The following is a 12,988-nucleotide window of genomic DNA, read 5'->3' on the forward strand; positions in this document are numbered from 1 at the left end:
CTTTGCGCGGTGGCCGCCCTTGCCGGTGGCTGCCACTCCGAACGGGTCGCCGCGTCCAGAGTAGCTATTCCCGGAACTCCTGCGGGGCCGGACTAAAGCACGAAGAACAAATGGTCAGTCCCGTGCCGTGCATCGAACGCCGGGTCAGTAGGATTTGGGCAATTTTAGAACACGTTCGGCGATGAAACTCAGCATCAGTTCTTCCGTCACGGGGGATATGCGCGCCAGGATGGATTCGCGATACAGGCGCTCCACCTGATATTCGGTGGCATATCCCATGCCACCATGCACCATCACGGCACGGATCGTCGCTTCATGCCCATATTTTCCGCCCAGATATTTGGCCATGTTGCATTCCGCCCCGCAGGAACGCCCCTGATCATATAGCCATGCCGCGTGAAGGCAGGCCCAGTAGGCAGTCTGCAACTCAATCCAGTTTTGGGCGAGCGGATGCTGGATGCCCTGATTCTTGCCGATCGGGCGGCCGAACACCACTCGGTCACGCGCATAGTCGGTCGCCCGCCGTAGGGCATTCTGGCCGATCGCCGTCGCTTCTATGCCGACCAGCACCCGTTCGGGGTTGATGCTGTCCAGAATATAATAAAAGCCCTTTCCTTCTTCCCCGATCAGGTCGTCCGCAGGCACGAAATAATCGTCGTAGAAGACCGCGTTGGAATCGACCGCATTGCGCCCCATTTTGGGGATGCGGCGGACTTCCGCGCGATTGCGGTCGAGATCGGTATAGAACAGGCTGATGCCGTCTGTCGGGCGCGCGCAATCCTCTTTCGGCGTGGTGCGCGCGATCAGCAGCACCTTGTCGGCGATTTGTCCCGAAGACGTCCATATCTTTCGCCCGTTGACCCGATAGCCGCCATCCACTTTCGATGCGAAAGTCTTCATGCTGGTGGTGTCCAGCCCGGCGTCCGGTTCGGTAACGCCGAAACACGCGCGTTGCCGCCCTTTGATGAGCGGCTCAAGCCAACGCTGCTGCTGTTCCGGCGTACCGTGAACGACGATCGCATGCGGCCCGAACAGGTTGAGGTGGATGGTCGAGGCAGCGGAATAGGTGCCCGAACTCGACGCCACCGTATGCATCATCAGCGCCGCTTCCATAACACCCAGGCCCGCGCCTCCCAGACTCTCTGGCATGGTGATGCCAAGCCAGCCGCCATCCGCCATCGCCGCATGAAATTCATAAGGATAAGTCTTGGTCTGCTCGCGTTCCGTCCAATATTCGTCATCGAAGTCGGCGCATATCTTGCCCACGCTTTCGATAATGGTGCGCTGCGTTTCGTTAAGGTCGAAATCCATATCGGCATCCTCCTCTCGTCTTCTAAAGGCTCATATTCTGACATATGTCATTTATCTGGTTGTGATATCGAATGACAAAATGGTTTTCTGCGCCAGGTGATATCTCCACGCACGAAAGGGGCGTGGTCCTGATTGGCGATAAGACCGGGACCTTCGCAGCGTTCGACGATGCTGGCTATTGAGCCGAGCGACTGTCGATCGCCATCATGATTCCCATCGTGGGGCACGTTTTTCCGCGAACGCGCGTGGGCCTTCCTGCGCGTCCTTGCTGGTCCGCCAACGGGCAAATTCCGGATAGCTCGCCTGCCGTTGCATCGCTTGCGCGATGGATCCTTCGTCCAGTCCGCGCATAAGCGTCTGTTTGGATGCCTGGATCGCCGCCGGCGAGCCGCGCAGGATGTCGGCGCAGTATTGATCCACGGTCGATTGCAGCGCGCCGCGTGCCACAACCTCGTTGATAAAGCCCAGCCGATGTCCTTCGGCGGCGCTGATCGAGCGCGACGTCAGGATCAGGCCAGCCGCCTGCTTCAACCCGGTCTGACGGGCAAGGCGATGCAAACCGCCTCCCAATGCCACCATGCCTGCCAATGGTTCGGGTAGGCCGAACGTTGCGTTGTCCGATGCGATGATGATATCGCACGCGAGAGCCAGTTCGAATCCGCCGCCCAGGGCATAGCCGTTGACGGCGGCGATCACGGGCTTGGCCAGATCGAAACGCTCGACCATGCCGGCATAGCCATGAGCCGGGTAAGACGTGTTCAATACGTCATATGTCAGATCGCTACCGGCGCAGAAGGCGCGATCCCCCGCTCCGGTGACGACGGCGATCATCGCGCCGCTGTCCTGCGCGAATGCGTTGAAGGCGCACTCCAGATCATGATGCATGTCAGGCGTCAGCGCATTGTGGGATTTCGGCCGATTCAGCACAATCGTGGTAACCGGCCCGTTTTTGCCCACTTCGACATGCGCCATGACAGCATCCTTTCCGCCAATCCGCTGGTTCTATGTTTCGGGAGCAGCGATACCCGCGCGAGATATAAGGTTACAGGCAAGAACGCTGGCTCGGCCGCGATCAATAGGGCATCGTTGCGACCATGTAACATACCCCAACGTCATGGGGATGCTGACACAACAACCCCATGGTAGAAATGATGCGTACCATATGCAAGAGCATTTTATGGATATGGCGATGCATATCGTCGATGATGTGGCCGTCATGGGCCTCAACCGCGCGAAGGAGGCAGCCAAGCGCCTTGGGTTCCAGGATTGCCGCTCGGTGTTGCGGCTTCGGCGTGATCAGCGCACCGCGAAGATCGACGGCCACGTCCCGCTGCGCACGCCTGGTTACAATCACGTAGCGAAAGATCGTGCCGAAGGTGCTGCGGAGGCGGTTTGCCGTCTCATACCGCCCGCGCGCCTCAACCGTGCGGAGGGCTTCCAGCAGTTTGGGTGCAGTGAGGTCTGCGATGGGCCGGTTGCCAATGAGTGGATAGGCGAGGTCGAGCAGCCACCGCATCTTCTGGAGCGTCTTGGGCGCGCGCCCTTCGATCTCTAGGCGGGCAAGCCATTCATCGGCGATCGCTTTGAAGGTCTCTTCCGATTTGGCCTTTGCCTCGCGAACCTTGCCTTCCGCACTTCAGCCGGATCTTGCCCGCCTGCCAGCGCTTCTCGCGCCGCCGTACTCTTCTCGCGAGCCTTGGCGAGAGACATCTTCGGGGCAGCTGCCGAAGGAGAGCGTTTTCTGTTTTCCGAGAAAGCTGTAGTTCATCCGCCAGAGCGGGCCGCCCGCCTCCTTGACCAGAAGATACAAGCCCAAGCCACCGGTCAGCTTGTAGGGCCTATCTTTTGATTTTGCTGCATTTATTGCCGTCACTGTGAGGGCCATCATTGCATCTCCGAAATGGCAAATTGCCGGATACCATGAAAATACCATGATCAGAGTGTAGCTGACAGTGTATCCGCATGGCTGCGCTGACAGCCGAACAGATGCGCATCCTCTTTTTCGATCAAGGGAGCGGCAGCCTTATTGACGAGAAGATCCATTTCGGAACCGCCACGCAGGTGGAGGTTCGGTATCAGCAGATTGTTCGTCAGGCATTCCTTCTAGAATCCGCCTTCATTGTTCTTTCCCATAATCATCCTTCGGGTGATCCCAATCCCAGCAGACAGGATATCGATTATACGCGGAGGATTGTCTCGGTCTGCAAGGCGCTGGACATTCGCGTGCACGATCACATCATCGTTTCCCCCAACGGATCGTTCAGCTTCCGCGAGCGGGGCTATATGTGAATGTCATCGAGCTCGGCATTCCGCTGCTCCGCAATCCGACCTGGCTAAACTCTGGAATATTGTGCCGGGTGCAAACCGTAGCAGAAGGCTCGCCTCCGGCCGTTCCCGCTTCCCATGAAAGGTTTTACCTCAGTCAAATAGCGACTTACTAAGGGACGGAATGGGAATTTTTGATCGACACGATATGACAATGAACGATCCGCGCATGGTCCTGGATGCGGCGATCTCGGAAAGCGGAGCGAGCTATTCCGATATTTCTCGCCTTATTGGGAAAAATGCCGCCTATATTCAGCAGTTCATCAAACGCGGAACGCCTCGCCGCCTGGATGAGCAAGACCGTCAGACCATTGCGCGCCATCTAGGCGTTCCCGAACATCTGCTAAGCGGCCTTCCGTCGCCGCACGCTTTGCCAGCCTCATCGCTTCGCCCACCCAAATCCGTCTCCGTGCCGAGACTGGCATTGGGCGCTTCGGCTGGCGATGGCGCGCTAGATGTCGAGGAGCGGCCAACGGACGCCGTCGCGATCGACTCTCGCTTGCTCCGGCAAATCGGCGCTCATCCACCTCATGTGTCGATCATTCGCGTCGATGGAGAGTCGATGAGCCCAACGTTGAGCCATGGTGACGACATCATGGTGGACCACAGCGATGCGACCACGCGGTTGCGAGACGGCATTTATGTGTTGCGTCTCGATGATGCGCTTCTGGTCAAGCGGATCGCTATGGGGCTTCGACGCGGAAGCTTCAGCATCCTGAGCGACAACACCCTCTATCCGAGCTGGACGAATGTGGACCCGGAGACGGTTACGATCGTTGGCCGCGTGGTGTGGGTGGGGCGCGCCTTGCGTTGACGGCATGCATTTAATCGCCTGGTAGATGCCGGTGCAGTTTGCCCCTCAGTTGAGCAGGTCCAACAGGTCCACGGGTGGAGCAGCGGTTTGGCCCGGGAGGGCTTCAATCGAAGCGCTCAAATGCGTCGCGGCCTGCGACATACCCAATTCGTCCAGCATCCACAGACATTGATTGAGGACTCTTGCGATGCCCGCAACACACTCGTTCACTCCAGTCTTGCTGGTTACATGAATGGATGGGAGCGGTATCGACGCCGTGCGACCGTCAGCCTTTGGAGTTTCATGTGTATGGCGCATCACGACTCCCCGTTACGCCTCCTGCCTGCGGGAGGGCAATCTCTGTCGAATCCGAAATGGCTAATAGCTCTCGCCGTGACCGCTGGGGCTCGGGCTAACCAATCACGTCATCTGCGGTCGATACCAGGCCACAAATCGGCCTGTTCCCATCAATGTTGAGAGCATCGTTTCCGCAGACTGGCAAAAAGGGCGGCTGAGAATTCCGGCCTATAGCGCGGTATATCATCGCGTTGAAATGGTCTCACCCGCCATGGTGACCGGTAACCTGCGACCACAAGCTACGGCAATGTCGGCAGTATTTACGCAGACCATCAAACGATCTAAGTTATTGAAATTACAGGATAATTTAATGGTGCCCAGAAAGTTCGTTCGAACCACCAACACTGAGCCGCTAAGGCGCTGATTTCTTGTCGCAAATTCTTAAGGCCGGGTCGCAAGAGACGGTGGCCTCCAGGACATTGAAGGCCGATTTCGGACTGACGCGTTCGGAGCGGAGTGTAGGGTAGGCCGTTCATATGGCTTTGACTATCGCCCCTAGTCGCCGTTGGCATCGACTGTGAAAATCATCGTCTTACCTCGTGATGCAGGATGCCATCCTGCCAATAACGCCGCCCGCACACCCCTTGCGGCAATCGTGTCGTTGATGTGGGAACGCCCTTTCGGCAATCCTTTCATCAAGCGCTTAGGCGTGGGAAATTCCAGTACCGCCTCGCGCGGCATGTCTTGCTGACGCAACGAGACAGTCATGCCCTTCCACCCATCATCAGAGGATAGCTGGGGCTCGCTCAGCAGTTCCCAGTCATATTTGAATCCGTCGATTTCGATTGTGCCGCCATGGCTGCGGATATTGGACATGGCACGGCCCTAGCATGCAGATGTCGGCACTTCACCCCTTTCACTGATAGTGCAGCGTCTTCCCGAACCCCTCATTCACCTTGGTCATCTTGGCCAGCTTCCTGAGGTGACTGCGGACATGCCGCTCGAACCGTATATCGTCATGGATGCTCGTCGCCGGATATTCGTCCTGGCCGATGAGCTCCTTGAGGCGCCCGGCGAACGCGGCCTGTTCCTGCGTGCAATCGCCATGCCTGAGCGCGCGACAAACCCACTCCTCGGCAGCGGCCTTGTCATAATCGTCGCGCGCCTCATGGCCGCGCCGGTCCGCCGCCGCCTGATCCAGCCTTGACGCCTCAAACCGGCGCTCCAGCCATATGCGGACCTGTTCTCCATCCCATGGTTTTAATGGATCCGTCATCGCTGTTTCCCATTCCAATTCTCGACAAGGCGCGGATTGATGTACTTGCCCATATGATGCCGCCGTTCGCATCGCTATAGCCGACAGACAATCAGACAGTTAGATCGACCCATGGCCCGCAAGCGTTCGAAATACGATCCCTATGACCATCTCCCGCAGGAAGATGAGGCTCCGGAAGCCCCCGTGCCCTGTTGGCTATGCGGCCGACCAACCGGCAAGACCATCGTTTGGCATCACCCCATACCCAAGAGCCGCGGCGGGCGCGATGTCGTGCCGATGCACTCCATCTGCCAGCAGACGCTGATTGCCAATTTCACCAATTCCGAACTTCAACGCCAAGGGATGGAGGTGGCGGGCCTGTTGGAAAATCTCAACGTGCGCAAATTCGTCGACTGGGTGGCGAAGAAAGATCCGGATTTCACGGCGACCATCGCAAAGAAGCAACGCTGATCGGGCTGACCGTCGGCGCGACAGTCATGACAGAATTCATGACCTCCTGAACCCAGGGCCGGTCAGAGTGATGGATCGACTGGTTGCCCAGGGGAGGCCCCTGCTTCCAGGAGCCGGAAAAACGCAATCGGACGTCGAGACGTCGCGTAAAGCGGCCGCTCCGCGTCAATTTCCAGAGCATCGTTTCCGCAGACTGGCAAAATGGGCAGCTGAGAATTCCGGCGTATAGCGCGGCATATCATCGGGCTGAAATGGTCTCACCCGCCATGGTGACCACTAAGCCGCGACCACAAGCTACGGCAATGTCGGCACTATTTGCACCAACTATCAATTGATCTAACTTATTGAAATTACAGGATAATTTAGTGGTGCCCGGGGACGGAGTCGAACCGCCGACACTGCGATTTTCAGTCGCATGCTCTACCAACTGAGCTACCCGGGCACGAGCGCCGGGGAGGACCACCGGCGGCGTTGAGAGGCGTGCCTATAGGCATCAATCCGGGGGGTTGTCCACCCCATGATCGTCGCTTTTTTTCATCTCGTCGGCGGCGGGGGTTCCGGGGACGCGATAGCCTTCGCCCAGCCATTGCAGCAGGTCACGGTCACGGCAGGCCTTTCCGCAGAAAGGCCGCGTGTCGGAATGCGCTGGCTGGCCGCAGATCGGGCAGGAGGATGATCTAGGCGACATGGCCCGCCGATATGGCAAGGGCCGGGTCAGCCTTCAAGCTGACGGCGCCGCCACGTCGGCGGGCGAGCTGCTCCAGCCAGTCAGTTGCCTTGTACAGGCGGTCGATGATGGAGGGCGCGGCGGTGATCGTCACCGGCCCGCCATTGCCTTCCCGTTCGGCACGGCGGAGCAAGGCGAGAGCCGCCGTTTCGATCGGATCAGCCCGCAACAACTCCATGAGGTTCATCCGCTCACGGCGGCGGATGACCTGCACGAAGCCGAAGCCGTTCACCGCCGTGCGTTCGAAGGGGAGCGGCAGATATTTGTCGATTTGCGCCGAGGCGACAGCGCGCTCATCCTTGTTGTTCATGGTGGGCAGATCGACGCCGATCGATCCGGTCAGCCCCATGCGGCGGATCGCCTGCGCCGCCAGTTTCGCGCCCTTGGGGCCGAGCTTCGCGGGCGGCAACGATCCATCCACGTCGATCAGGATCATGGCGGGCGTCGGGAAAATGCGCAGGGCCGCTTCCTCCGTGCCGATCTCGCCGGACATTGCCTCTTCCATCAGTTCGCTCCAGCCGTGAGCTTCGAAGCGGTCTTCCTCATGCGCTGGGCAGGGGATGAGGGGAATGCCCGTTGCGCGCAAGCGCTGGAGCAGGCTGGGCGCGGGATGCACTTTGGAGCCAGGTTGCGCGATGCGCGCCTTCGCCAGCTTGGGGCGTCCTTCCTCCGGAATGGCTTCGCGTAGAATTTCGAGCAGGACAGTCGCGCCCTCTGCGGTTTTCGGCGGGATGGGCTCGACCAGCACTTCCTCGCCCGAAATCAGCCGGGCGATGCCGCGCTTCTTGGGGATGATCGTCCGGACGAGCTTGCCCTGCATGACTGCACCGGCGCGGGCGCCATCGCCCTCCCGCTCGATCTGTGCCTCGACCAGACGGCCCTTTTCGATCAGCGCAGCGCGGGCCTCGCCAATCCCCTCTTCATAGAGCCATTCGGCCATATCAGTCAGTCCAGTGGGTAGCCCGCTGCCTTCAGCAGCGCGCGGGTTTCGTAAAGGGGCAGACCCATGATCGCGCTATGGCTGCCTTGTATCGCGCGGATCAGCCCGGCGGCACGGCCCTGTATCGCATAGCCGCCTGCCTTGCCGTGCCATTCTTCGCTGGCGATATAGGCGTCGATTTCGGCCTTCTCCAAGCGTTTGAAGGTGACGATGTTGGTGGAAAGGCGATGCCTTGCCCTGCCCTCGCCATCGATGAGCGTGATAGCGCTCAGTACGCGGTGGCGGCGGCCGGAGAGCAGGGAGAGACAGGCGCGCGCCTGGTCCGCCGTCTCTGCCTTGGGCAGGATGCGGCGGCCTGCCGCGACGACCGTATCACCTGACAGCACCAGCGCGCCGGGATGACGGGCAGCCACCAGCGCAGCCTTTTCAGCGGCCACTCGCGCGGCATAGGCGGCTGGCGATTCGCCTTTCAAAGGGGTTTCATCAAGATCGGCGGGGTCCACTGCGTCGGGACGCACGCCGATCTGACCCAGAAGTTCACACCGTCTGGGAGAAGCCGAAGCAAGGATGAGCCGCATGCGTTAAGCGGCTTATTTGAAGCGGTAAGTGATCCGACCCTTGGTCAGGTCGTAGGGGGTCAGTTCGACCAGCACTTCGTCGCCCACCAGCACGCGAATGCGGTTTTTCCGCATCTTGCCCGCCGTGTGGCCAAGGATCTCGTGATCATTTTCAAGCCGGACGCGGAACATGGCGTTGGGGAGAAGCTCCACAACCTGTCCGCGCATTTCGAGCAGTTCTTCTTTTGCCATAATATCCTGGAGAAACCGAAAATCGCGCCGCCATAGCGACAAAATGCGGAAAATGAAAGTCAGGCTGATAGGCCGAATACATCTCCCGCTTCCGAGAGGGCTGCAAAGATGTGATCGAGCTGATCCACATCAGTGCAGAAGGGCGGCATCAGGTAGATGCTGTTGCCCAAGGGACGCAGCAAAATGCCTCGATCAAGGAAAAAGGCGCGCAGACGGGGGGCGAGATCGGACAGATAACCTGCGTCTTGCGCGATCAGGTCAATCGCGACGATCGTGCCAAGCTGCCGGGCATTTTCAAAGGCAGGATGAAGCGCCAGTCTTTCGAGTCGCTCCGCCATGTTCCCTTCGAGTGCGGCGATGCGGCCGAGCACCTCCTCCTCGCGCCAGATGGCGAGGTTGGCCGCCGCCGCCGCGCAGGAGATGGCGTTCGCTGTGTAGCTGGACGAATGGTAGAAAAGCCGTGCCCGGTCCTGCGACTTGTGCGCGTCGAATATGCGCACCGTGGCGAGCGTCGCCGCGAGGGGTACGGAGCCGCCGGTAATCCCTTTGGCAACGGCCATGATGTCCGGCACGACGCCCGCCTGCTCGCATGCAAAGACGGTGCCAGTGCGGCCCCAGCCCGTCATCACTTCGTCAGCGATGAACAGGACATCGTGGCGTGCGCAGATTTCCGCCATCTGACGCAAAATGGCAGGCGGGTAGATCAGCATCCCGCCAGCACCCAGGACCAAGGGTTCGACGATGAACGCCGCCGGATGCTCCTTGCAAGCCGCTTCCAGCGCATCGAGCGTCTGTTGTTCCGCCCCCGGCGCGGGGAAGGGAATGGTGCCGACATCGAACAGCAAAGGCGTCCATGCGGCATTGTACACCCCGCGCTCGCCGACCGACATCGTGCCGATCGTGTCGCCATGATAGCCATATTCGAGGACGAGTATGCGATGCCGGGGCGCGGACAAACCGTCCAGCGCGCGATTGTGCCAGTAGCCGAGCGCCATCTTCAGCGCGACTTCGACCGCAGTCGATCCGCTGTCAGAATAGAAGACATGGGCGAGCGGGTCGCGCCCTTCCGCGCGGGGGGCGAGTTCGATTAGGCCGCGCGCAACCTCTTCGGCGGGCTCATGCGTGTAATTTGCGAAGATTAGCTGATCGAGCTGTCCGGCCTGCTGAGCGATGGCAGCGGCGATGCGGGGGTGACAGTGGCCGTGGGTCGTCACCCACCAGCTGGAGATGGCATCGATCAGCGTGCCGCCGTCTGCCAGATGCAACAGGGCGCCTTCCGCACGAACGACATGCGGAATGGGTTCGTTGAGGCCGTGCTGGGTGAAGGGGTGCCATATAGGGGAGATCATGGCGAGACGCTTAGAATAGCCCAAGCGTCAGGCCAAGCGCCCTCCCCTATATTATGCGGCTCCCGCTTACTTGGCCGGGGTGGCCGGGGTAGCAGGGGCGGCTGGCGTCGCCGGGGTGGCGGGAGCAGCCGGCGCAGCAGGCGCGGCGGCCTGGATACGCTGCTGCAACGCCGGGTCGGCGGCTGCCGCCTGGCCGATCTCATTGAATTTTTCCGGAGCGATGCCCGATGCCTGCAACGCGGCGAGCATCTTGGGCTGCTTCTCCGCGTCAGCGATGCTGGCGTCGGACTGGATCTTGGTCACTTCGACCGCAGCAGCCGCAAACAGCTTGATGTCCGCATCGCTAAAGTTGCCCGCAGCAGCCGAAGGGGCCGCCGGAGTGGCAGGCGTCGCGGGCGTAGCCGGGGCGGCGGCGCCCTGGGCCAGAACTGGAGCCGCTGCCAACAGAGCGACCGATGCCATTGCCGTCTTCAAAACCAGTGATGAACGAAAACCCGTCAACATGCTTCTCCTTGCGATTTGATGACTCAAAGCTGTGGAAGAGCGCACGAGGTTTAAAGAGTGTTCCGGCGAAACGTGAGATTTGAGGGACGACGGCCGGGCGCGGCGCAGCTCATCCGTCGTATCATTACGGCTCACCGCAGGACAGAATCGTTACTCATCCTCATCTTTCACCAGATTCTCACCCGATCCTGAGGCGCGAGATAGAGCTTGCTGCCGGGCGCAGGGTTGAACGCGGCGTACCATTGATCGAAGTTCCGCACGGTATCCGCCCGATATTGCGATGGTGAATGCGGGTCAGTGACAAGCCGCTGCCGCAGGTTGGGCTCGCGATAATTGCGCCGCCATACTTGCGCCCAGCCGAGGAAGAAGCGCTGATCCCCGGTGGTGCCGTCGATGACCGGCGCAGGCTTGCCGCCGAGCGACGCATGATAGGCGTCGAGCGCCACCGCGACGCCTGCCAGATCGCCGATATTCTCGCCCAGGGTAAAGTCGCCCTTCACATGCGCACCGGGGAAGGGTTCATAGGCGTCATATTGCTTTATGAGCTTCTCGGTCAGAGCCTTAAAGGCAGCAACATCAGCATCGCTCCACCATTGGTTGAGCTTGCCCGTCTCATCATATTTGGCGCCCTGATCGTCGAAATGATGACTGAGTTCGTGGCCGATCACCGCACCGATGCCACCATAGTTCACCGCCGGATCGGCATGGGGATCGAAGAAGGGCGGCTGGAGGATGGCGGCCGGGAAGACGATCTCCACCATGGAGAAGTCCGCATAGGCGTTGATCTCCATCGGCGTCATCTGCCATTCCCATCGGTAGATAGGCTTGCCGAGCTTGCCCATCTGATAGTCGAATTCATATTGGTTTGATCGCAGCGCGTTGCCGAACAGGTCGCCCGCCGTCATCTGGAGCCCGCTATAATCCCGCCATTTGTCGGGATAGCCAATCTTGGGCGTGAAGGCCGCCAGCTTCTTGTGCGCCCGCGCCTTCGCGCCATCGCTCATCCAGCTGAGGCCGTCGATGCGGCGGCCCATCGCGGCGATGACATTTTTGACCAGCTGGTCCATCGCCGCCTTGGTTTCCGGCGGGAAATAGCGGGCGACGTAGATTTTGCCGACTTCCTCGCCCATCGCGTCCTTGACGAAGCTGACGGCGCGTTTCCACCGATCTTCTCGCTGGGGCGTGCCGGACAGGGTGGTGCCGTAGAAAGCGAAGTCGGCGTCGGCGATGCGGTCAGGAAGGTAAGTGGCGTAGCTGTGCAGGCTGCGCAGCAACAGGGCATCCTTCAACACGCCTATCGGGGTCCGCGCGATCAGTGCTGCTTCGCCCGTGATCGCCGTCGGCTGCGCGACGATCAGCGCCTGCGGATTCAGACGGTTGGCGGCGAAATAGGCCGGGAAGTCGAAGCCGGGCGCGGCTTTCTGCAATTCGGCGAGCGTCATCCGGTTGTAGGTCTTGTCCGCGTCCCGGCTATCGACCTGGGTCCAGTGCAGCTTGGCTACTTCGGTTTCGAATGCCATCAGGGCAGCGGCACGTGCCTTTGCGTCGCTCGCGCCCGCCAGTGTCAGCATCTGTTCCAGATGCGCGACATAGGCGGTGCGAATGGCCGCCATTTTCTCATCAGGCTGTAAATAAAAGTCACGATCCGGCAGGCCGAGACCCGATTGGCGAAGGTTCAGGATGTAAGTGTCGGGCGCCTTGTCATCCTGCCCCACATAGAAGGTGAAAGGTCCGGCGATACCGGCGCGCGCAGCCTCTGCCGCCAGCCGGGCGTATCCGGCCTTATCCTTCACCGCCGCGATCTTCGCGAGCCAGGGCTTGATGGGGGTCAGGCCCTTCGCTTCGACGGTAGGGGCGTCCAGATAGCTTGCATAGGCGATCCCGATACGGCTGGCGGGGTCTTTCCTTGCCTCCTCCAATATGCCCCGTGTGCGTTCCCGTGACAGATCATCGAGCACGTTGAACGCGCCATAATTGGACTTGTCGGCCGGGATTGGCGTGGCCCTGGCCCAGCCGCCATTGGCGTGGAGGTAGAAATCATCGCCCGGCTTGATGGCCGGGTCCATGCCCTTGTCGTCGAAGCCGTAGCTGCCATAGGTCGGCTTGGCAGACGGCGCCTGGTCTGCCTGCGCGGCGTTGGTCACGAGCAGCAGAGCGCCAATCGCGGCGCTCATCAGAAGATTTTTCATCGAAGCATCCCTTGCTTG

The 12,988-nt window shown here is 60.3% G+C and carries 16 protein-coding genes and 1 tRNA gene; 3 read left to right on the forward strand and 14 right to left on the reverse strand.

Translation table 11 applies throughout. The features are described 5' to 3' along the window. Positions 1–144: 144 nt before the first annotated feature. The 4 genes from IZV00_RS11460 to IZV00_RS11475 all read right to left on the reverse strand — a co-directional run bounded on the left by IZV00_RS11460 (position 145) and on the right by IZV00_RS11475 (position 3,199). Positions 145–1,311 carry an acyl-CoA dehydrogenase family protein gene (locus tag IZV00_RS11460; RefSeq protein ID WP_196224764.1) on the reverse strand — a complete coding sequence of 389 codons (1,167 nt, stop codon included), beginning with the start codon at positions 1,309–1,311 and terminating at the stop codon, positions 145–147. 204 nt (positions 1,312–1,515) lie between these two features. Beyond that, the gene (locus tag IZV00_RS11465; RefSeq protein ID WP_196224765.1) at positions 1,516–2,283 is read right to left on the reverse strand and encodes an enoyl-CoA hydratase-related protein; all 768 of its coding nucleotides are present in this window, start codon (positions 2,281–2,283) and stop codon (positions 1,516–1,518) included. A gap of 100 nt (positions 2,284–2,383) precedes the next feature. After that, the gene (locus IZV00_RS21545) at positions 2,384–2,890 is read right to left on the reverse strand and encodes a tyrosine-type recombinase/integrase (RefSeq protein WP_443020082.1); all 507 of its coding nucleotides are present in this window, start codon (positions 2,888–2,890) and stop codon (positions 2,384–2,386) included. 57 nt (positions 2,891–2,947) lie between these two features. After that, on the reverse strand, positions 2,948–3,199 hold the full coding sequence (locus IZV00_RS11475) for an Arm DNA-binding domain-containing protein (protein ID WP_196224767.1): 252 nt from the start codon (positions 3,197–3,199) through the stop codon (positions 2,948–2,950). A 74-nt stretch (positions 3,200–3,273) separates the two neighbouring features. On the opposite strand from IZV00_RS11475, the gene IZV00_RS11480 reads away from it, so the two are divergent. Continuing rightward, positions 3,274–3,600, forward strand: a complete 327-nt coding sequence (locus IZV00_RS11480) for a JAB domain-containing protein (RefSeq protein WP_196224768.1) — start codon at positions 3,274–3,276, stop codon at positions 3,598–3,600. A gap of 184 nt (positions 3,601–3,784) precedes the next feature. Continuing rightward, positions 3,785–4,450 carry a S24 family peptidase gene (locus IZV00_RS11485; RefSeq protein ID WP_443020047.1) on the forward strand — a complete coding sequence of 222 codons (666 nt, stop codon included), beginning with the start codon at positions 3,785–3,787 and terminating at the stop codon, positions 4,448–4,450. Positions 4,451–5,281: 831 nt separating this feature from the next. On the opposite strand, the gene IZV00_RS11490 is transcribed toward IZV00_RS11485, so the two are convergent. Both IZV00_RS11490 and IZV00_RS11495 read right to left on the reverse strand, forming a co-directional pair. Next, positions 5,282–5,602, reverse strand: coding sequence for a hypothetical protein (locus IZV00_RS11490; RefSeq protein ID WP_196224770.1), 321 nt, complete (start codon positions 5,600–5,602; stop codon positions 5,282–5,284). Positions 5,603–5,642: 40 nt separating this feature from the next. After that, entirely contained in the window at positions 5,643–6,002 is a 360-nt protein-coding gene (locus IZV00_RS11495) for a hypothetical protein (RefSeq protein ID WP_196224771.1), read from the reverse strand. 111 nt (positions 6,003–6,113) lie between these two features. On the opposite strand from IZV00_RS11495, the gene IZV00_RS11500 reads away from it, so the two are divergent. Next, complete coding sequence (locus tag IZV00_RS11500; protein ID WP_196224772.1) at positions 6,114–6,452, forward strand: hypothetical protein; 339 nt, start codon at positions 6,114–6,116, stop codon at positions 6,450–6,452. Between the two features lie 366 nt (positions 6,453–6,818). Here IZV00_RS11500 and IZV00_RS11505 read toward each other — a convergent pair. The 8 genes from IZV00_RS11505 to IZV00_RS11540 form a co-directional block, all read right to left on the reverse strand. Then, positions 6,819–6,894 (reverse strand) — tRNA-Phe (locus IZV00_RS11505). 51 nt (positions 6,895–6,945) lie between these two features. Next, positions 6,946–7,140: a DNA gyrase inhibitor YacG gene (locus IZV00_RS11510; protein ID WP_196224773.1), complete on the reverse strand. Its 195-nt coding sequence runs from the start codon at positions 7,138–7,140 to the stop codon at positions 6,946–6,948. Continuing rightward, positions 7,130–8,119, reverse strand: a complete 990-nt coding sequence (locus IZV00_RS11515) for a ribonuclease (RefSeq protein WP_196224774.1) — start codon at positions 8,117–8,119, stop codon at positions 7,130–7,132. The genes IZV00_RS11510 and IZV00_RS11515 overlap by 11 nt, the downstream gene beginning before the upstream one ends. Before the next feature lie 5 nt (positions 8,120–8,124). Beyond that, positions 8,125–8,697: a Maf family protein gene (locus tag IZV00_RS11520; RefSeq protein ID WP_196224775.1), complete on the reverse strand. Its 573-nt coding sequence runs from the start codon at positions 8,695–8,697 to the stop codon at positions 8,125–8,127. A gap of 12 nt (positions 8,698–8,709) precedes the next feature. After that, positions 8,710–8,928 carry a translation initiation factor IF-1 gene (gene infA, locus IZV00_RS11525; protein ID WP_003049127.1) on the reverse strand — a complete coding sequence of 73 codons (219 nt, stop codon included), beginning with the start codon at positions 8,926–8,928 and terminating at the stop codon, positions 8,710–8,712. A gap of 59 nt (positions 8,929–8,987) precedes the next feature. After that, the gene (locus tag IZV00_RS11530; protein ID WP_196224776.1) at positions 8,988–10,277 is read right to left on the reverse strand and encodes an adenosylmethionine--8-amino-7-oxononanoate transaminase; all 1,290 of its coding nucleotides are present in this window, start codon (positions 10,275–10,277) and stop codon (positions 8,988–8,990) included. A 66-nt stretch (positions 10,278–10,343) separates the two neighbouring features. After that, positions 10,344–10,781 carry a DUF4168 domain-containing protein gene (locus tag IZV00_RS11535; protein ID WP_443020048.1) on the reverse strand — a complete coding sequence of 146 codons (438 nt, stop codon included), beginning with the start codon at positions 10,779–10,781 and terminating at the stop codon, positions 10,344–10,346. A 167-nt stretch (positions 10,782–10,948) separates the two neighbouring features. Continuing rightward, the gene (locus IZV00_RS11540) at positions 10,949–12,970 is read right to left on the reverse strand and encodes a M13 family metallopeptidase (RefSeq protein WP_196224777.1); all 2,022 of its coding nucleotides are present in this window, start codon (positions 12,968–12,970) and stop codon (positions 10,949–10,951) included. Between the last annotated feature and the right edge of the window lie 18 nt (positions 12,971–12,988).

Origin of the sequence: Sphingobium sp. Cam5-1, from assembly GCF_015693305.1 — a bacterium.
Taxonomy (GTDB): Bacteria; Pseudomonadota; Alphaproteobacteria; order Sphingomonadales; family Sphingomonadaceae; genus Sphingobium.

Coding starts and splice junctions, on each gene's coding strand:
- IZV00_RS11460 (WP_196224764.1), bottom strand. CDS start 1,311: ATGGATTTCGACCTTAACGAAACGCAGCGCACCATTATCGAAAGCGTG.
- IZV00_RS11540 (WP_196224777.1), bottom strand. CDS start 12,970: ATGAAAAATCTTCTGATGAGCGCCGCGATTGGCGCTCTGCTGCTCGTG.
- IZV00_RS11510 (WP_196224773.1), bottom strand. CDS start 7,140: ATGTCGCCTAGATCATCCTCCTGCCCGATCTGCGGCCAGCCAGCGCAT.
- IZV00_RS11475 (WP_196224767.1), bottom strand. CDS start 3,199: ATGATGGCCCTCACAGTGACGGCAATAAATGCAGCAAAATCAAAAGAT.
- IZV00_RS11495 (WP_196224771.1), bottom strand. CDS start 6,002: ATGACGGATCCATTAAAACCATGGGATGGAGAACAGGTCCGCATATGG.
- IZV00_RS11500 (WP_196224772.1), top strand. CDS start 6,114: ATGGCCCGCAAGCGTTCGAAATACGATCCCTATGACCATCTCCCGCAG.
- IZV00_RS11535 (WP_443020048.1), bottom strand. CDS start 10,781: ATGTTGACGGGTTTTCGTTCATCACTGGTTTTGAAGACGGCAATGGCA.
- IZV00_RS11490 (WP_196224770.1), bottom strand. CDS start 5,602: ATGTCCAATATCCGCAGCCATGGCGGCACAATCGAAATCGACGGATTC.
- IZV00_RS11480 (WP_196224768.1), top strand. CDS start 3,274: ATGGCTGCGCTGACAGCCGAACAGATGCGCATCCTCTTTTTCGATCAA.
- IZV00_RS11515 (WP_196224774.1), bottom strand. CDS start 8,119: ATGGCCGAATGGCTCTATGAAGAGGGGATTGGCGAGGCCCGCGCTGCG.
- infA (WP_003049127.1), bottom strand. CDS start 8,928: ATGGCAAAAGAAGAACTGCTCGAAATGCGCGGACAGGTTGTGGAGCTT.
- IZV00_RS11520 (WP_196224775.1), bottom strand. CDS start 8,697: ATGCGGCTCATCCTTGCTTCGGCTTCTCCCAGACGGTGTGAACTTCTG.
- IZV00_RS11465 (WP_196224765.1), bottom strand. CDS start 2,283: ATGGCGCATGTCGAAGTGGGCAAAAACGGGCCGGTTACCACGATTGTG.
- IZV00_RS11485 (WP_443020047.1), top strand. CDS start 3,785: ATGACAATGAACGATCCGCGCATGGTCCTGGATGCGGCGATCTCGGAA.
- IZV00_RS11530 (WP_196224776.1), bottom strand. CDS start 10,277: ATGATCTCCCCTATATGGCACCCCTTCACCCAGCACGGCCTCAACGAA.